Origin of the sequence: Streptomyces sp. Isolate_45, from assembly GCF_024721315.2 — a bacterium.
Lineage (GTDB): Bacteria > Actinomycetota > Actinomycetes > Streptomycetales > Streptomycetaceae > Streptomyces.
In genome coordinates, this window is sequence record NZ_JANFAK020000154.1 from 1 (window position 1) to 18,507 (window position 18,507).

General features: G+C 73.9%; 14 protein-coding genes. 5 read left to right on the forward strand and 9 right to left on the reverse strand.

All coding sequences use genetic code 11. The features are described from left to right. The 5 genes from NOD94_RS33135 to eccD all read right to left on the reverse strand — a co-directional run. On the reverse strand, positions 1-562 hold a 562-nt coding region (locus NOD94_RS33135; protein WP_281209890.1), incomplete at its 3' end, for a dihydrodipicolinate reductase C-terminal domain-containing protein. Positions 563-620: 58 nt separating this feature from the next. Further along, entirely contained in the window at positions 621-2,000 is a 1,380-nt protein-coding gene (locus tag NOD94_RS33140; protein ID WP_281209891.1) for a pitrilysin family protein, read from the reverse strand. Continuing rightward, complete coding sequence (locus NOD94_RS33145) at positions 1,997-4,219, reverse strand: polyribonucleotide nucleotidyltransferase (protein ID WP_281209899.1); 2,223 nt, start codon at positions 4,217-4,219, stop codon at positions 1,997-1,999. Before NOD94_RS33145 ends, NOD94_RS33140 begins: the two co-directional genes overlap by 4 nt. Before the next feature lie 286 nt (positions 4,220-4,505). Then, positions 4,506-4,793: a 30S ribosomal protein S15 gene (rpsO, locus tag NOD94_RS33150; RefSeq protein WP_267011887.1), complete on the reverse strand. Its 288-nt coding sequence runs from the start codon at positions 4,791-4,793 to the stop codon at positions 4,506-4,508. Positions 4,794-4,966: 173 nt separating this feature from the next. Continuing rightward, entirely contained in the window at positions 4,967-6,466 is a 1,500-nt protein-coding gene (gene eccD / locus NOD94_RS33155; protein ID WP_281209892.1) for a type VII secretion integral membrane protein EccD, read from the reverse strand. 211 nt (positions 6,467-6,677) lie between these two features. On the opposite strand from eccD, the gene eccCa reads away from it, so the two are divergent. Beyond that, the gene (gene eccCa / locus NOD94_RS33160; RefSeq protein ID WP_281209893.1) at positions 6,678-10,643 is read left to right on the forward strand and encodes a type VII secretion protein EccCa; all 3,966 of its coding nucleotides are present in this window, start codon (positions 6,678-6,680) and stop codon (positions 10,641-10,643) included. A 98-nt stretch (positions 10,644-10,741) separates the two neighbouring features. Beyond that, on the forward strand, positions 10,742-10,975 hold the full coding sequence (locus tag NOD94_RS33165; protein ID WP_266573624.1) for a DUF397 domain-containing protein: 234 nt from the start codon (positions 10,742-10,744) through the stop codon (positions 10,973-10,975). Between the two features lie 87 nt (positions 10,976-11,062). On the opposite strand, the gene NOD94_RS33170 is transcribed toward NOD94_RS33165, so the two are convergent. From NOD94_RS33170 to eccB, 4 genes are all read right to left on the reverse strand, one after another. Beyond that, positions 11,063-11,371 carry a WXG100 family type VII secretion target gene (locus tag NOD94_RS33170; RefSeq protein ID WP_281209894.1) on the reverse strand — a complete coding sequence of 103 codons (309 nt, stop codon included), beginning with the start codon at positions 11,369-11,371 and terminating at the stop codon, positions 11,063-11,065. 65 nt (positions 11,372-11,436) lie between these two features. Then, positions 11,437-11,766, reverse strand: coding sequence for a WXG100 family type VII secretion target (locus NOD94_RS33175; protein ID WP_281209895.1), 330 nt, complete (start codon positions 11,764-11,766; stop codon positions 11,437-11,439). 77 nt (positions 11,767-11,843) lie between these two features. Then, positions 11,844-13,148 (reverse strand): type VII secretion-associated serine protease mycosin, encoded by a 1,305-nt coding sequence (gene mycP / locus NOD94_RS33180; protein ID WP_348652368.1) that lies wholly within the window; start codon positions 13,146-13,148, stop codon positions 11,844-11,846. Next, positions 13,145-14,686: a type VII secretion protein EccB gene (gene eccB, locus NOD94_RS33185; RefSeq protein ID WP_281209896.1), complete on the reverse strand. Its 1,542-nt coding sequence runs from the start codon at positions 14,684-14,686 to the stop codon at positions 13,145-13,147. Before eccB ends, mycP begins: the two co-directional genes overlap by 4 nt. Before the next feature lie 277 nt (positions 14,687-14,963). Between eccB and eccE the strand changes: the two genes are divergently transcribed. The 3 genes from eccE to NOD94_RS33200 all read left to right on the forward strand — a co-directional run. Continuing rightward, positions 14,964-16,208 (forward strand): type VII secretion protein EccE, encoded by a 1,245-nt coding sequence (eccE, locus tag NOD94_RS33190; protein ID WP_281209901.1) that lies wholly within the window; start codon positions 14,964-14,966, stop codon positions 16,206-16,208. Then, positions 16,205-16,936, forward strand: coding sequence for a hypothetical protein (locus NOD94_RS33195; RefSeq protein WP_281209897.1), 732 nt, complete (start codon positions 16,205-16,207; stop codon positions 16,934-16,936). Before eccE ends, NOD94_RS33195 begins: the two co-directional genes overlap by 4 nt. Positions 16,937-17,132: 196 nt before the next feature. After that, positions 17,133-18,507 (forward strand): SCO5717 family growth-regulating ATPase (locus NOD94_RS33200; protein WP_281209898.1); only part of this gene is annotated, 1,375 nt, incomplete at its 3' end.

Below are 18,507 nucleotides of genomic sequence, written 5' to 3' on the forward strand. Positions count from 1 at the left end.
GCAGGGGGACGCCGGCGTGGGGGGGGGCGCGGGCGGGGGCGTGGGGGGGGGCGGGGGCGGCGGGCCGCGCGCCGCCCCCCCCCCCCCCCCGGGCGGCCGCGATGAGCTGCGCCGTACGGGTCGCGGTGCCGGAGGGCGCGTCGACCTTCTTCGGGTGGTGCAGTTCGACCACTTCGACGGATTCGAAGTAGCGGGCGGCCTGGACGGCGAACTTCATGGTGAGGACGGCGCCGATGGAGAAGTTCGGGGCGATGAGCACACCGGTCTCCGGGGAACCGGCCAGCCAGGTGTTCAGCTGCCCGAGGCGGTCCTCGGTCCAGCCGGTGGTGCCGACCACGCCGTGGATGCCGTGGCGGACGAGGAAGTCCAGGTTCTCCATCACGGAGTCGGGGGTGGTCAGCTCGACCACGACCTGGGCGCCGGCCTCGGCCACGGTCTCCAGCTTGTCGCCGCGGCCGAGGGCCGCCACCAGCTCCATGCCCTCGGCGGCCTCGACGGCCTTGACCGCCTCGGAGCCGATGCGGCCCCGGGCGCCGAGGACCGCCACGCGCAGCTTGCTCATGTTCCGTCCTTAAGTATGTGCAGCCTTGATACGGGTACGGGCCGGGGCCCGTACGGAGCTAGGCGACCGCTTCGTCGAGGCGGGCGGCCTGCTTCTCCTTCAGCGGGCCGATCACCGCGAGGGAGGGGCGCTGTGCCAGGACGTCCCCGGCGACCGCGCGGACGTCGTCCGGGGTCACGGCGGCGATCCGGGCCAGCATGTCGTCGACGGACATCTGGTCGCCCCAGCAGAGCTCGCTCTTGCCGATGCGGTTCATGATCGCGCCGGTGTCCTCCAGGCCGAGGACGGTGGAGCCGGAGAGCTGGCCGATGGCGCGGCGGATCTCGTCGTCGTCGAGACCGTCGGCGGCGACCTTGTCGAGCTCGTCGCGGCAGATCCGCAGGACGTCGTGGACCTGGCTGGGTCGGCAGCCCGCGTAGACGCCGAAGAGGCCGGTGTCGGCGAAACCCGAGGTGTACGAGTACACGCTGTAGGCCAGGCCGCGCTTCTCGCGGACCTCCTGGAAGAGGCGGGAGGACATGCCTCCGCCGAGGGCGGTGTTGAGGACGCCCAGGGCCCAGCGGCGTTCGTCGGTGCGGGCGAGGCCCGGCATGCCGAGGACGACGTGTGCCTGCTCGGTCTTGCGGTTGACGAGCTCGACCTGGCCGGAGGTGCGGATCCGCTTGGTGCCGGTGCGCGGGCCCACGGGTTCGGCGTCGGTGCGGGTGAGCGCGCCGGCCTTCTCGAAGGCGGCGCGGACCTGGCGCACGACCTTGTTGTGGTCGACGTTGCCCGCCGCGGCGACGACCAGGCGGGTCGGATCGTAGTGCTTCTTGTAGAAGCGGCGGATCCGGTCGGCGCCGAGGGCGTTGATCGTGTCGACGGTGCCGAGGACGGGGCGGCCGAGCGGCGAGTCCCCGTACATGGTCCGGGCGAACAGGTCGTGGACCACGTCACCCGGGTCGTCCTCGGTCATCGCGATCTCTTCGAGGATGACACCGCGCTCGGCGACGACGTCCTCCTCGCGGATCAGCGAGCCGGTGAGCATGTCGCAGACCACGTCGATGGCCAGCGGCAGGTCCGTGTCGAGCACCCGGGCGTAGTAGCAGGTGTACTCCTTCGCCGTGAAGGCGTTCATCTCGCCGCCGACCGCGTCGATCGCGGAGGAGATGTCGAGGGCACTGCGCTTGTCGGTGCCCTTGAAGAGGAGGTGCTCCAGGTAGTGGGTGGCGCCGTTGAGCGTGGGCGTCTCGTCCCGGGAGCCCACGTTCGCCCAGATGCCGAAGGTGGCGGAGCGGACGGAGGGCAGCGTCTCGGTGACGATGCGCAGTCCGCCGGGCAGGACGGTGCGTCGGACGGTGCCGATGCCGTTCTGCCCCTTGAGCAGGGTTTGGGTACGGGCGACGGCCCGCCCCTCCGAAGAGGGGCGGGCCGTCACACGGGAACTACGCGACGTCACTTGTCGGAGTCGTCCTTGTCAGCGTCGTCACCGGCGGCCTCGCCGTCGATCACGGGGATCAGGGACAGCTTGCCGCGCTGGTCGATCTCGGCGATCTCGACCTGCACCTTGGTGCCGACCGCGAGCACGTCCTCGACGTTCTCCACGCGCTTGCCACCGGCGAGCTTGCGGATCTGCGAGATGTGCAGCAGGCCGTCCTTGCCGGGCATCAGGGAGACGAAGGCACCGAAGGTAGTGGTCTTGACGACCGTACCCAGGTACCGCTCGCCGACCTCCGGCATGGTCGGGTTGGCGATCGCGTTGATCGTGGCGCGGGCGGCCTCGGCGGCCGGGCCGTCGGAGGCACCGATGTAGATGGTGCCGTCGTCCTCGATCGTGATCTCGGCGCCGGTGTCCTCCTGGATCTGGTTGATCATCTTGCCCTTGGGGCCGATGACCTCACCGATCTTGTCCACCGGGATCTTGACGGTGATGATCCGGGGGGCGTTCGGGGACATCTCGTCCGGCGTGTCGATCGCTTCCATCATCACGTCGAGGATGTGGAGGCGGGCGTCACGGGCCTGCGTCAGGGCCGCGGCCAGGACGGAGGCGGGGATGCCGTCGAGCTTGGTGTCCAGCTGGAGCGCGGTGACGAACTCCTTGGTGCCGGCGACCTTGAAGTCCATGTCGCCGAACGCGTCCTCCGCACCGAGGATGTCGGTGAGGGCGACGTAGTGGGTCTTGCCGTCGATCTCCTGGGAGATCAGGCCCATGGCGATACCGGCGACGGGGGCCTTGAGGGGCACACCGGCGTTCAGCAGCGACATGGTGGAGGCGCAGACGGAGCCCATGGACGTCGAACCGTTGGAGCCGAGGGCCTCGGACACCTGACGGATCGCGTAGGGGAACTCCTCGCGGGTCGGGAGGACCGGCACGATCGCGCGCTCGGCGAGCGCGCCGTGGCCGATCTCGCGGCGCTTCGGCGAACCGACGCGGCCGGTCTCGCCGACGGAGTACGGCGGGAAGTTGTAGTTGTGCATGTAGCGCTTGCGGGTCACCGGGGAGAGGGTGTCCAGCTGCTGCTCCATGCGGAGCATGTTGAGGGTGGTGACGCCCAGGATCTGGGTCTCGCCACGCTCGAACAGCGCCGAGCCGTGCACGCGCGGGATGGCCTCGACCTCGGCGGCGAGGGTACGGATGTCCGTGAGCCCGCGGCCGTCGATGCGGACCTTGTCCTTGATGACGCGCTCGCGGACCACGGCCTTGGTGAGGCTGCGGTAGGCGGCGGAGATCTCCTTCTCGCGACCCTCGAAGGCCGGGAGGAGCTTCTCTGCGGCGATGTCCTTGACGCGGTCCAGCTCGGCCTCGCGCTCCTGCTTGCCCGCGATGGTCAGCGCCTGGGTGAGCTCGCCCTTGACCGCGGCCGAGAGGGCCTCGAACACGTCGTCCTGGTAGTCCAGGAAGACCGGGAACTCGCCCTCGGGCTTGGCGGCCTTGGCGGCCAGGTCGGCCTGGGCCTTGCAGAGGACCTTGATGAAGGGCTTCGCGGCGTCCAGACCGGAGGCGACGATCTCCTCGGTCGGCGCCTCGGCGCCGCCCTTGACGAGGGCGATGGTCTTCTCGGTGGCCTCGGCCTCGACCATCATGATCGCGACGTCGCCGTCTTCGAGGGTGCGGCCCGCGACGACCATGTCGAAGACTGCGTCCTCGAGCTCGGTGTGCGTCGGGAAGGCCACCCACTGGCCGCGGATCAGCGCGACGCGGACGCCGCCGATCGGGCCGGAGAAGGGCAGGCCGGCCAGCTGGGTGGACGCGGACGCGGCGTTGATCGCGACGACGTCGTACAGGTGGTCGGGGTTGAGCGCCATGATCGTGGCGACGACCTGGATCTCGTTGCGCAGGCCCTTCTTGAAGGACGGGCGCAGCGGGCGGTCGATCAGGCGGCAGGTGAGGATCGCGTCCTCGGAGGGCCGGCCCTCACGACGGAAGAAGGAGCCGGGGATCTTGCCGGCCGCGTACTGCCGCTCCTCGACGTCCACCGTCAGGGGGAAGAAGTCGAGCTGGTCCTTGGGCTTCTTCGACGCGGTGGTGGCGGACAGCACCATCGTGTCGTCGTCCAGGTAGGCAACGGCGGAGCCGGCGGCCTGGCGGGCCAGACGGCCCGTCTCGAAGCGGATGGTGCGGGTGCCGAAGGAACCGTTGTCAATGACGGCCTCGGCGTAGTGGGTCTCGTTCTCCACTAGCGTTTTCTCCATTTTCGTCGTCTCCGTCCGCCACCCGTGTGGTGGTGGACGGTTTCGGAGAAGCGCTCCTGGCGTGCGGGCCGGTCTTCGATCGAAGCACCCGGTTCTGAGCCCCGGCGCGGGGCTTTCCGGATACCACTACCGAGGACCGGCGGCGTAGGGAGGGCGCTCCTCCTCTTCCTCTTGTGCGCTGTCTCCAGACTACAAAGCGTCCGGTACGTCGCGCACGTACAGCAAAGGGAGCGGCCCCATCGTTGTGGGGTCCGCTCCCTTCACAGCGTCTTTACTTGGCGCCGGCCGCACCGCGACGGATGCCGAGGCGCTCGACCAGCGCACGGAAGCGCTGGATGTCCTTCTTGGCCAGGTACTGCAGCAGGCGGCGGCGCTGGCCGACCAGGATCAGCAGACCACGACGGGAGTGGTGGTCGTGCTTGTGGGTCTTGAGGTGCTCGGTCAGGTCCGAGATGCGGCGGGACAGCATCGCGACCTGGACCTCGGGGGAGCCGGTGTCGCCCTCCTTGGCACCAAACTCTGCGATGAGCTGCTTCTTCACTGCGGCGTCGAGCGGCACGCGTACTCCTCGTAATAGGTCTTCGTTGCCATCGAGTGCCCCAGGTCGAATTCTCTGGGGATCTTCCGTGACTCGGGAGGCGGGGTCCGCTGAGCGCAGCCTCCAGAGGATCTCCGGGGGCGCGTACACAAACGGCCGTCACACAGCGTACCAGGCGTGCGGGTCCCGCCGTCTCAGCTGGTGAGCGCACGGGCGCGGTCGTAGACGTCGAGCACGGCCAGGGTCAGCGGGACCAGACTGAGCAGTACCGCCGCCTCGGTGAGGTCGAGCAGCCGCCCCCAGAAGGGTGACAGGCCCTTGCGGGGGATGACAAGCGCAATTCCCGTGAGGAGGGCCGCGCCGGCGGTGACGGCGGCGCAGAGGTGGAGCGTACGGAGGTCCCTGCCGCCGTCCCGGTGGGGGCCGGCGGGCTCCGGGAACGGGACGTCGGGGGCGTGCACGGCCAGGGCCAGGATCAGCAGGCCGATCGCGGTGATGCCCGCGGTCAGGGCGCAGACGACCTGTGCGGTGTGGCGGAAGAGGCGGGCCCGCAGGAGCATCGCCAGGCCGGTGGCGAGGGCGAGCAGCCGGGCCCACGGGTCGGCCGAGGCGCCGAGGATGGCCGCGGAGGCGACGGCGACGGCCGCGCAGCCGCCGAGCAGGCCGAGGAGCAGTTCGTGGCCCCGGCGGGCCCGGGCGGCGATGAGGTCGGCGTCGAGGGGTGCGGCCGGGGCGGGACCGGCACCGTACGGATCGGTGTCGGGGCCGTCCGGGGTGGTGGCGTACCCGGTGTCCTCGGTCGCGCTCCGGGGGGCCTCGTAGCCGATGGGCAGCCGGGCGGAGCGGGCGGCGAGGCCGGGGAGGAAGGCGACGAGCCCGATGGCGACGGGGGCGCAGACGGCGGCGGCGGCGGTCGCGGACGCCCCGGTGGTGAGGGTGGCGAAGGCGGCGAGGCTTCCGGTGGCGGCCAGGAAGGAGGCGGCCACGAAGGGGGCGTCGCCCTGCGGGGTGACGGCGACCAGGGCGGCGGAGGCGACCAGGACGCAGACACAGCCGAGGAGGAACTGGAGGCGGCCCGGTCCGGCGCCGGGTGCGGGGGCGACGAGACCGGCGCCCGCGATCATGAGGAGCGGGAGGGCGCCGAGGCCGAGGGCGGCGGCGCAGGCCCGGTCGCGGTGCACGCGGGCGCGTGTCCCGGCGGCGGCGGTGAGGACGAGGCCCAGGGACCCGGCGACGACGGCGGGCAGTCCGTGCACGTCGTGGCGGACCGGGTCGGCGTACCGGAGGACGAGGGCGAGCAGGACGAGGAGCAGTGCGGCGCCGGCCAGGCCCGCGCCGCGCAGCATGTCGTCGTCCCAGCGCCGGCGGTCGCGGACGACGGCGGAGGCGACGGCGTCGCAGACGTCGTCGAACACGGCGGGCGGCAGCGACTCGGCGAAGGGGCGCAGGCCGAGCACCTCGCCGTCGAGTACGTGCTGGGCCGCGAGGGTGCGGGCGCCGTCGAGGACGGCGCCGGAGCGGCGTACGAGGTGGAAGCCGGTGGGTGCGCCGACGGGCTGCGGCGGGCGGGTCAGGCGCAGCAGTTCGGGGTACACGTCGGCGACGGCGACGTCCTCCGGAAGGGCGACGTCGACGCGGCTGTCGGGAGCCACGACGGTGACCCTGCGGAATCCGGTCGCCCCGGCCGTACTCACCTGTGTGACCCCCTTGTCGGCGCCTCGCGGCGGCCTCCGGTTCGGTTGTCCGCGCGTGCTGCGGGCGGGCTGCGGGCGTCACCCTAACCGGGCCGTCGGCGGCCGTTCGGCCACTAGGATCACCGGCCCGCGACGGAATTCCCCTTCCGTGTGCGGGATTTGGGGGCGCCGGTCGTGGCGGCCCGGCCGTCGTCAAGGGACTGGTGCTCCGGTGAGCCAGATCGTCGTCAAACGCCCGCCCCGGTCGCTGCCGCCGGAAGTTCCCTCGGAAGAGGTGCGGTTGGAGCCGCCGCCGGTCCTGCCGCGGGGGCAGCAGGAGGGCGTGCTGATGCAGCTGCTGCCGATGCTCGGCATGGGTTCGTCGGTCGTGTTCTTCTTCCTGCCGACCGGGGGGCCGTTCATGCGCGTCATGGGCGTGCTGATGCTGGTGTCCACGGTGGGCATGGTCATCGCCCAGTTGGTGCGCCACCGGCGCGGTACGCAGGGGCAGATGGCGGACGTGCGCCGGGACTACCTGGCGTACCTGGCGCGGACGCGCCGTCGGGTGCGCGGGACCGCGCGGGCGCAGCGCGACGCGCAGTGGTACCTGCACCCGGCGCCGGAGCAGTTGTGGGCGGTGGTGGCGGGCGGGTCCCGGGTGTGGGAGCGACGCCCCGGGGACGCGGACTTCGGGCAGGCCCGGCTGGGACTGGGTCCGCAGCGCCTCGCGTCCGCGCTGGTGGCGCCGTCGACGGCGCCGGTGGACGACCTGGAGCCGCTGGCGGCGGGCGCGTTGCAGCGCTTCCTGAAGGTGCACTCCTGCCTGGACGGGCTGCCGGTGGCGGTGTCGGTGCGGGCGTTCTACCACCTGACGGTGTCGGGGGACGCCGGGTCCGCGCGCGGTGCGGCGCGGGCGTTGGTGGCGCAGCTGGTGACGCTGCACTCCCCCGACGACCTGGTGGTGGCGGTGGTGGCCGCGCGGGACGCGGCGCCGGTGTGGGACTGGACGAAGTGGTTGCCGCACGCGCAGCTGCCGGGGCGGTTCGACGGTGCCGGTACGAGGCGGCTGTTCGGCGACGATCCGGGTGAGCTGGAGGGGCTGCTGGCGTCCCGGCTGGAGGGGCGGCCGCGGTTCGGCAGGGACGCGCCGCCGTTGCTGGACCGGCCGCACCTGGTGCTCGTCCTCGACGGGGCGGCGGTGGCGTCGGACTCGGTGTTCGCGGCGGCGGAGGGATTGCAGGGCGTGACCGTCGTGGAGGTGGTGGCGGGCGAGCTGGACGAGCCGCGCGGCGGGCTGTCGGTGGTGGTGCGGCCGGGGCTGCTGCGCCTGGAGGCGGGTACGGGGGACGTGTACGAGGGCGTACCGGACGTGCTGTCGCTGCCCGCGGCGCAGGCCCTGGCCCGACAGTTGGCGCCGCTGCGCACGGGCGGCGGGGACGACGACGAGCCCCTGCTGGCGAACCTGGACTTCACCGACCTGCTGGACCTGGGTGACGCCGCCTCCGTCGACGTGGCGCGGACCTGGCGTCCCCGGTCGGCCGGTGAGCGGCTGCGGGTGCCCATCGGCGTGGGCGAGGACGGAGCGCCGGTGATGTTGGACCTGAAGGAGGCCGCGCAGGAGGGCATGGGGCCGCACGGGCTGTGCGTAGGGGCGACGGGGTCGGGCAAGTCGGAGCTGCTGCGGACGCTGGTGCTGGGGCTGGCGGTGACGCACGACTCGCAGACGCTGAACTTCGTCCTGGCGGACTTCAAGGGTGGTGCCACGTTCACCGGAATGGGGCGGCTGCCGCACGTATCGGCCGTCATCACGAACCTCGCGGACGATCTGACGCTGGTCGACCGGATGGGCGACTCGATCCGCGGTGAGCTCCAGCGGCGCCAGGAGCTGCTGCGGTCGGCGGGCAATCACGCGAACGTCCACGACTACGAGCGGGCCCGCGCGGCCGGTGTGCCGCTGGAGCCGCTGGCCTCGCTGGTCCTGGTGATCGACGAGTTCTCCGAGCTGCTGACGGCGAAGCCCGACTTCATCGACATGTTCGTCCGGATCGGCCGCATCGGGCGTTCGCTGGGCGTGCACCTGCTGCTGGCCTCGCAGCGGCTGGAGGAGGGCAAGCTGCGGGGGCTGGACACGTACCTGTCGTACCGGATCGGTCTGCGGACCTTCTCGGCGGCGGAATCCCGGACGGCACTGGGCGTGCCGGACGCCTACCACCTGCCGTCGGTGCCGGGTTCGGGGTACCTGAAGTGCGGTACGGACGGGATGACCCGCTTCAAGGCGGCGTACGTGTCGGGTGCCCACCGCGCCGGCGGCCCGGCCCCGGCGGCGGGGCCGTTCCCGGCGGAGCGGCGGCCCGTGCTGTTCACGGCGGCGCCGGTGGCGGTGGCGTACGCGGACCCGGACGCGGCGGACGGGGCGGATCGGGTGCCGCGGGTGGACCCGGCCGGGGAGGACGCGCCGGCCGACACGGTGCTGGACGTGGTCGTGCGTCGGCTGGAGGGGCAGGGGGTGCCCGCGCACCAGGTGTGGCTGCCGCCGCTGGACCAGGCTCCCCCGCTGGACCGGTTGTTGCCCGCCCTGGCGGTGGCCGACGGGCGGGGGTTGCACGCGACGGGGTACGAGCGGCCGGGCGGGCTGGTGGTGCCACTGGGCCTGGTCGACAAGCCGTTCGAGCAGCGGCGCGAGGTGCTGATGCGGGACTTCTCCGGGGCCGCGGGGCACCTGCTGGTGGTGGGCGGGCCGCGGTCGGGCAAGTCGACGCTGGTGCGGACGCTGATCTCCTCGTTCGCGCTCACGCACACCCCGCGCGAGGTGCAGTTCTACGGGCTGGACTTCGGCGGTGGCGCCCTGTCGTCGATCGCGGAGCTGCCGCACGTCGGCGGGATCGCCTCGCGGCTGGACCCGGAGCGGGTGCGGCGCACGGTCGCGGAGGTGGCGGGCGTCCTCGGCGGGCGCGAGGAGTTCTTCCGCGCGAACGGCATCGACTCCGTCGACGGATACCGGCGTCGGCGTGCGGCGGGCGAGCTGCCCGACGAGGCCTGGGGCGACGTCTTCCTCGTCGTCGACGGCTGGGGCGGCTTCCGCGTGGAGTACGAGGGCCTGGAGCCGGTGGTCACGGACATCGCGTCCCGGGGACTGGGATTCGGCGTCCATGTGGTGGTCACCGCGTCCCGGTACATGGAGGTCCGGCCGGCGTTGAAGGACCAGATGCCGGGCCGACTGGAGCTGCGGCTCGGGGACGTCATGGACTCCGAGTTCGACCGGCGGGTCGCGGCTAACGTGCCGGCGGGCGTCCCCGGGCGCGGTCAGGTGCCGGAGGGGCTGCACTTCCTGGGGGCCTTGCCGCGGATCGACGGGTCGCACGACACGGACGACCTGGGGGAGGCCACGGCGGCCTTCGTGGCGGCGGTGCGGTCGGGCTGGGCGGGCCCGCCGGCTCCCGCCGTACGGCTGCTGCCGAGGTCGCTGCACGCGGACCGGCTGCCCAAGGGCGGGGAGTTCCCCGAGCGCGGCATCGCGATCGGCATCGGCGAGACGGACCTGGAGCCGGTGTTCGTCGACTTCGCGTCGGACCCGTTCTTCCTGGTGTTCGGCGAGAGCGAGTCGGGCCGGACGAACCTGCTGCGCCTCATCGCCCACCAGATCGCCCACCGGTACACCCCGGACGAGGCGAAGCTCGTCGTCGGGGACTACCGGCGCGGGCTGCTCGGGGCGCTCCCGGAGGAGCACCTGCTGGAGTACGCGCCGACGGCGAACTCGCTGCACCTGCACATGGAGGCGCTGGTCGGGGTGTTCTCCCGGCGTCAGCCGCCGGCGGACGTCACCCCGCGGCAGCTGCGGGACCGCAGCTGGTGGACGGGCCCGGACGTGTTCGTCATCGTCGACGACTACGACCTGGTGGCCACCGGCCAGGGCAATCCGTTGGCGCCGCTCACGGAGTTCCTGCCCTTCGCCCGGGACACCGGCGTCCGGTTCGTCATCGCCCGCAACTCCGCGGGGGCCTCGCGCGCGCTGTACGAGCCGTTCATGCAGCGGATCAAGGAGTTGGGCGCGCAGGGCGTGGTGCTGTCGGGCGACCCGTCGGAGGGGGACCTGCTCGGGACGGTCCGGCCGCGCCCGATGCTCCCCGGTCGGGGCCACTTCGTCCAGCGTCGGCGCGGGACCTCGCTGGTGCAGCTCGGGCGGATGCCGGGCCTGTAGCGGGGATCACCCGGAAAACGGCACCTGGGAGCCGCGTTCCGCCGATAATCGGCAGCGAAGAGCCGAGCAGCACCGCACGACCGAGGGAAAGGCCGCACATGGGCACCCAGCAGGAGAAGGACGAGCTGTACGCGCTCGACATCAGCGGCGTCGAGTGGCAGGGCCCTCCGGGGACCAGCCCGGACGAGGAGCGGGTCGAGATCGCCAAGCTGCCCGAGGGCGCGGTGGCCATGCGGTCCTCGCTGGACCGGGAGACCGTGCTGCGCTACACGGCCGCCGAGTGGGAGGCCTTCGTGCTCGGTGCGCGGGACGGGGAGTTCGACCTCACCTGAGGTTCCGGCGCGGGGGACCCGCGCGTCGCGCACCTGCGCGGGGGCGCGCCCGGTGCGGGTGCGCCCCTTCGTGCGCCGCGTGCGGGTTCAGAAGGCCTCGGTGAACAGCCGCGAGGCCTTCAGGTCGGTGGCGCGGTAGTCGCCCTTGCCCTGCTCGATGAGCCGGGCGACGGACTCCAGCTGCCTGCGCATGTGGTCGGCCCTGCGGTGGTACTTCGTCTGGAGGGCGACGTACCCCAGGTGCGCCTCGCCGTCCCAGGTGTCGGTGACCACCTTCACGGCCTGTTCCATCTCGGCCAGGTCCTTGACGATGTTGTTCGCAACGGTCCGGATGCGGTCCGCCATCTGCTGGACGCTCTCGTACCGGACCCGGGTGTAGCCGTCGGTGCCGGACATGTTCTTCTCCTTCGGGCGGTGGGTTGCTGGAGGTGCGGGGGCGGGGTGGGGGCGGGGCGGCGGGGTCAGACGCCGTTCAGGCCGGACGGGCCGCCGGGGGTGATCGTGCGGAACACCGAACGGACCTCCTCGTCCTGCGCGTTGGTGAGGTTCTTGGTCTGCGAGACCGCGTGGTGCAGGACGCCGAGCAGGCGGCGGATCTCGTCGTGGTCGATGTTCAGGTCCGCCTGGGCCTTCTTGAACCCCTCGGCACCGGCACCGGTCCAGCCCGCGCCGGCGGTGGCGAGGATGTCGGCCAGCTCCCGGGACTGGGTGGTCACGGCATTGGCCGTCTCGGAGATCTTGTTGGCGGCCCTGACGACCGGATCGTCGGCCAGTCCGAAGGTGTTCGTCATCCGAAGCTCCTCGCTTCTCGTATTTCCATGGAGGGGGGCGGGCCCCTGCGCGTGGCGCGTGGCACGTCACGCGCGGCTCACCGCGAACGGCTCGGGCGGGCCCGGGAGTCGCGGATCACCATCGCCGTCCCGGCGATGACGGCGACGAGGAGCCCGCCCGCGCCGAGCGCGTACGTACCGAGCCGCACCTCGCGTTCCCGCGCCGTCTCCGTCAGGATCAGCGGCGCCGCCCGCGGGGCGGGCGCCGGGGGCGGGCCGGGGTCCGGGGCGGGAGGACCGGGCGGTACGAGGTCCCGGGTGACGGCGCGCACCGGGTCGACGACCCCCCAACCAACTTGGTCGTCACGGCCGTTGACGCCGCGTTCGGCCGTGTTCTGGATCTGCCGGACCACTTCCCGGGCGGTCCATCGGGGGTGCTCGGCGCGCAGCAGGGCGGCGACGCCCGCGACGTAGGGCGCGGAGAAGCTGGTGCCGCTGTCGACGCACTGGCCGAAGCCGGGAACGGTGGAGACCATGTCGACGCCGGGGGCGGCGACCCCGATGAAGTCGCCCGGCTGGGAGAAGGCGGCGCGTTCGTTGTTGCGGTCGGAGGCGGCCACGGCGATGACGCCGGGGAAGGCGGCCGGGTAGGTCCGGCGTCCGTGCCCGGCCAGGCCGTCGTTGCCCGCCGAGGCGACGACCACGACGTCCTCGTCGAGGGCCCGTCGGACGGCACGGGCCAAATCGGAGTCGGGGGTGAGCGGTGCGTCGGTGTCCTGGGAGATGTTGATGACGTGGGCGCGCGCGGCGACGGCGTGGTCGATCGCCCGGGCGAGGGTGGCGGCCTTGCCGTTGCCCCGGCCGTCGTTGTGCCGGATCGGGATGACGGTGGCCTCGGGGGCGAGGCCGACGAAGCCGGTGCCCGGCCGTGGGCGGGCCGCGATGAGTCCGGCGACCCTGGTGCCGTGCCCGACGGTGTCGTTCGTGCCGTCGCCGCCCTTCGGATCGAGGAAGTCCCGCCCGGCGGCGGTGTCGAGGGCGCCGGCGAGCTGCGGGTTGATCCGGTCCACGCCGGTGTCGATGACCGCGACGCGCACGCCCTTGCCCTTCGTCCCGGCCCACAGGGTGTCGAGGAGGAGCCGCTGGAGGGCCCACGGCCGCTCGGCGATCTGCCGCTTCATGGGGAAGGCGCACTCGCCCGAGCCGTCGAGCCCGAGCCGGTGCTCGTGCTCGTGTCCGTGTCCGTATCCGTATCCGTATCCGTACGGGGACTGTGGCGCGGGCGCTCCCGCCGCCCCGAACGCCACGAGGAGCCCGCAGGCGGCCGCGAGCCGGGCGGCGCCCAAGGGCACCGCGCGGGGCGGCGCGGGCCGCGAGGTCCGTCCTGCGGTTGCCGTTTTCATGAACCCTGCGTCCTACGCGCCGAGTTGGTGTCCAGACGCGGCCCCTTGGACAGGAACTCCGACCAGGCGATGGGTACCAGGACCGGGACCACGCCGGCGTAGCCGAGCCGAGCCTGGGCCTGACCGGGCTCGGCCCGCCCGGCCCCCGCCCCGCCCTCGTCGCCGTCCCCGCCGGCCTGGACCGCGTAGCGCAGGCCGGTGTCCGTGACCAGGAACAGGGTGCCGCCGGCGGTGGTCTGGCGGCCCTGGACCTGCGTGTAGAGGAGGCCGGAGCCGGGGGTGACGTAGGAGCCGGTGCCGCTGGCGGTGATGTCGACCGGGAAACCGGAGCCCGCCCAGGTGCTCAGGGTCGGGGCGCCGTGGGCGTCGACGGAGCGCAGGACGTTGCAGACGGTGTCGCGCCGCGCACCTCCCCGCGCGCCGCCCGGGGCGGCATCGACCCCGTTGACCTGGGCGCCCCGGTGGCGCGGCCACCGGTTCCGCGACCCGAAGGCCGTGGCGTCGGGGTTCAGGGACTGGAGGTCGACCTCGCGCGCCTTGCCGCGCATGTCGAGGGCGTCGGTGGCGGGCGCCGCGATCAGCAGCCGGGCGACGAACTCGGTGACGGGCGCGACCCGGCCGGGCAGGACGACGTAGTACTGGGTGCCGGAGCCGGTCTGGGCGCTCAGGACCATGCCGACCCGGTTGTCCGCCGCGGCCAGCCCCCGGACGCCCGCGTTCGCGCCGGGGGTGCCGGGCAGGCGCGGGAAGCCGAGGTCGTCACCGGAGCCGAGGGTGGCCAGCCACTGCTCGGTGACCGGTTGGGGGGTGGCGCCGGTGCCGACCAGGGCGGTGGTCAGGGTGCCCGCCTCCGGCCCGCCCTCGGGGAACGCGTACTTGGTGCCGGCCGCGTCGACCAGGTACCGCTGCTCGGCGGCGCCGGTACTGCGGACGTACAGCGCCTGCGCGCCGGTGGTGCGGCGCGCGTCGTCCAGTAGCCCCGCCTCGCGGTCGGCGAGGACGAAGACGGCGCTCTGCACACCGTGGCCGTTGCCGCCGGGCCGCTGGCAGACGGCCCAGCGTTTGCTCTTCCCCGCGTCCTTCCCGTCGGGCAGTCGGTCGGGGGCGTAGGGGATTCCGATGATGGGCCCGCGCGGCGGCCGGCCCGCGTCCAACACCTTGTCCTCGACGTGGACGACCTTGAACTTCGCCGGATCGAGGAGGAGTCGGGCCGACGCCAGGTTCAACACCGGGTGCAGCCGCGGCCGGCTCCCGCCCGCGACCTCGGTGGAGAGGACCACGTACCGCGTCGTCGACTGCTTCCCGACGATGACGCGCGCGCCGGGCTCGTTCCAGTCCTTGGGCGCCTGCGGTCGGAACATGCCCCAGACCCCGAAGCCGACCAGGACGAGGGCGCCGACGATCAGGGAGGGCAGGACCGCGCGCAGCGGCCTGGGGGCGCCCTCCTCGCTGCCGGTGGCGGAGGGCTGGAGGAACGCGGCCACCGTTCGATGCTTCGCAAACGTGTACGCATTGAACTCGTCGCGACGTGATGCCAAGACCGCCCGCTCCCCCCACCTCACCCGGTCCGCGCGCCCGACCCGGGCCCCGACTCCCTGACCGGGCCCCTACTATGCCCCTTGATGGGGAGGCGACCTGGCGGCGGCGGCCGCCACGCCCTCCCTCCGGATGCATAATTCGGATGCTGTCAGGGTGGATTGAGAGCTGAGCGAGGTGGGGCGGCAGCGGCCCCACCCCGCTGGAACCTCCTGTTCCACCGGTTGCGGAGGGGGAGGTGAGCGTGTGGGATCCGGCGTGACGGAGCCGGGTGGGGCCGTGGCCGCACCCTCGCACGAAGGGGTGACACCGCGTCCGGTGTCACCCCCCGGAGCGTACGGGCCGTTCCGATTGCAACAGCTCGTGCTCCTCCAGCTGGCGTGCGCGGCGGCGCTGGTGGCACGGGTCCTGGAACGGGAACCGCTCCTGATGGTGTCCGCCGCCGTGGCGGCCCTGGCCCTGGTGCTCCTCGCGGTCGTACGACGCCACCGGCTCTCCCTCCCCGAGTGGCTCGGCAGCGTCCTCGCGCTGCGGGCCCGCCGCCGTCCGGCCGCCGCCACCGCGCCCGCCGGCGCCGGGCCGGCGACGGCGCCGCCGGTGGAGGCCGATCCGGCGCTGCGGACGCTGACGTACGGCGGACGCGACCGCAGGCCGGTCGGAATGGTCGGCGACGGCACCTTCCTGACGGCGGTGCTCCGGGTGGACGCGGACGCCACCGCGCTGCGGGCGGACCGGGCGGCGCACCCGCTGCCGCTGGGCGCCGTACGGGACGTCCTCGACGTGGACGGGATCCGGCTGGAGTCGGCCCAGTTGGTGCAGCACACCCGGCCCGCCCCGGCGCCCCACCTGCCGGCCGGGTCGGTGGCGGCCCGCTCCTACGCGCCGCTCCAGGCCCTGACGGGCACCCCTGCCGTACGGCTGACCTGGATCGCCCTCAAGCTCGACCCGGAACTGTGCCCCGAGGCGGTCACCGCGCGCGGTGGTGGGATCGAGGGGGCGCAGCGCTGCCTGGTGCGGGTGGCCGACCAGTTGGCCAGCCGGCTGGCCGGGCACGGTTTCCGGGCCACGGTGCTGACGGAACAGGAACTGACGGCCGCGCTGGTCACCTCCGCCTGCGCGAACCCGACGGCTCCGCCCCGGACCGCGCGCCCGGCGGGCACGGGCCGCCGTACGGAGGAGACCGCCCGCGCCTGGCGCTGCGACGACCGGCAGCACACCACGTACTGGGTGCGTCGCTGGCCCCTCCTGGGCGGCGCGGGGGCTCAGCTCCCGCAGTTCGTCGCGCTGTTGACCTCGCTGCCCGCCCTCGCCATCAACTTCAGCCTCACGATGGCCCCGGCCGGGCGGCGGGGCGTGACGCTGATCGGGCACGTCCGGGTGACGGGGCGCGGTGACCGGGACCTGGCCGCCGCGTGCCGCGAGTTGGAGCGGACCGCGCGCGGCGTACGGGCCGGGTTGGTGCGGCTCGACCGGGAGCAGTTGCCGGGGCTGCTCGCCTCGCTGCCGCTGGGCGGTGTCCGGTGAGGGGCGGGGCGGAACGGGCCGCGGCGGGGCGGCGGCGCTTCTTCGGCCTGCCGGCCCCGCGCCGGGAGCGGCACGTCGTCACGGCGGCGGAGCTGGACCGGTTGGCGGTGCCGCTCGGGGACGACGGGGTCGTCATCGGCGTGGACGCGGAGGGCCGTCCGGCGGTGCTCGGCGTCAACCGCCCCATCCCGTACGAGGTCACGCTGATCGGCGGCCTGTGGACGGCGCAGGTGCTGGCCCTGCGCACGGCCGCCACGGGAACCCGGGTCGCGGTGGAGACCGGGCGCGGGCGGGCATGGGCGGATCTGGCCCGGGAGGCGGGTGCCGGGCAGCAGTGCGTCACCCTGCACGAGGTGGGACGCGTACCGCCGCAGGGTGCCTCGGCCGGCGGTCCGGTGCTGGTGGTCCGCGACTGCGGGATGCGGCCGCCGCGGGGTCGGGTGGCGGCGGGCGCCTGGCAGTCCGTACTGACCCTGCTGCCGTACCTGAGCCCGACGGCCCCGCGGCTGCTGCGGAGTTCCGCGCTGGTGGGGGTGCAGCGGATGTCCCCGGACGAGGCGGCGCGGATCGGCGAACTGATGCGACTGCCGCCGTCGGCGGTGGAGGCGCTGCCCACGCTGGGGGACGGCGTGACGCTGTGGTGCACGCCCCGGGACCGGAAGTTCGTACTGACCCGGGGGACGGAGCAGGAGACGGCCCTGTTCGGGGCGGCCCGGCGCGTCGACTGACCGGGGACGGGGGCTCTTCGAGCGCGGTGACGGTTGCTCAGGGCCCGGGGTCCCTGTAGGCAGGAGTCCGGGGGCGCCACCTCGCGGGATATTGCTTGCGGACCGCGATTAGGCTGGGCGCGGGGCGCGGCGTCGAGTGTCGAAAGTCGAGTGTCGAGTTGGGCGCCCGACCGTGTTGGACAGACCAGGAGGACCAGTGACCGGCGATCGGAACGAGAGGCGCGGCGGGACGTGGGACGTCCCGACGGACGATCAGTCCGACGCGGAGCCCGAGGGGACGGGCGAGTTCACCATCGACTACACCCCGCCGGCCTGGTACACCCAGGGCGCGCCCGCCCAGGACGTCCCCGGCCTCCCCGAGGGCAGCGGCTTCGAGCCGCACCGCCCATCGGACGTGGTGTCACCCCCGACGATGCGGATCACGCCGTCGGCGATCCCCCGGCAGCCGCAGGCGCCGGGGCCGGTGACGGCGGAGGGGGGTCCGGAGGTCACGGACGCCGTGGAGGCCGTGGAGGCCGTCGGGGCAGCCGAGTTCACCCCGACGCCGATCGAGGTCCCGCCGCCCTTCCCGCCGCCCTTCCCGCCCCCGCTCTTCCCGCCGGCACCGACCCACACCCCGGACCCGGCGGGCGCGGGCAGCGCCGACGCGCCCGGAGCGGCCGGAGGCACGGCGGCGAACACCCCGGGTGGGGCCGGCGGCGCGGACACGGCCGACGCCCCTGCCGCAACCGGTTCACCGGTTCCTGCGGACGCCCCGGGCCTGCCCGGCGTGCCGGTCCCTGCCGGCACCCCGATCGCGGCCGGCCCGCCGGTCGCCACCCACACCCCGGCTCCGGCCGACGCCCCGGCCGTGGCGAGCCCCCCGGAGGCGCCGCGCACCGAGTCCCGTGTGCAGAACGCGCCGCCCGCGCCCTACTCGGCTCCGGCACCGGCGTTCCCGGCGGCACGGGCCACGGAAGCCCCCATCGCGGACGCCCCGCCTGCGGCACCCCCGCACCCGACCGCACCCGCCGCCGTCGCGGACGCGCCCCCCGTGGCACCCGCATACCCGACAGCGCCCGCCCCCGAAGCCCCCATCGCGGACGCCCCGCCTGTGGCACCCCCGTACCCGACAGCGCTCGCCGCCGAAGCCGCCGCCTCGCCCGCAACACCCCCGTACCCGGCCGCACCCGCCCCCGGAGCCGCCGCCGCGCCGCCCGTAGCACCTCCGTACCCGGTCGCGCCCGCCACCGGAGCCGCCGCCGCGGACGCCCCGCCCGCTGCACCCGGATACCTGGCCGCGCCCCGCTCGGAGACGCCCCGCGCCGAAGCCGCTGTAGCCGACGCCCCGTCCCCCTACCCGGCCGCGCCCACCGACGGACCGCACACCGAAACCCCCGTCGCGGACGCGCCGCACGCTGAAGCACCGCTCGCAGCGCCGGTGTTCCCCGTGGCGGAGACGGCGGCGGTGCCGGTCGCGGACACCCCGCCCAACCCCTACGCACAGCCGATCGAGGCGGCCGCCGAGGAGCCCCCCGCGCACGCGGCACCCGCCCACCCCGCCGCGCAGGCACCGGCACCGGCACCGCCCG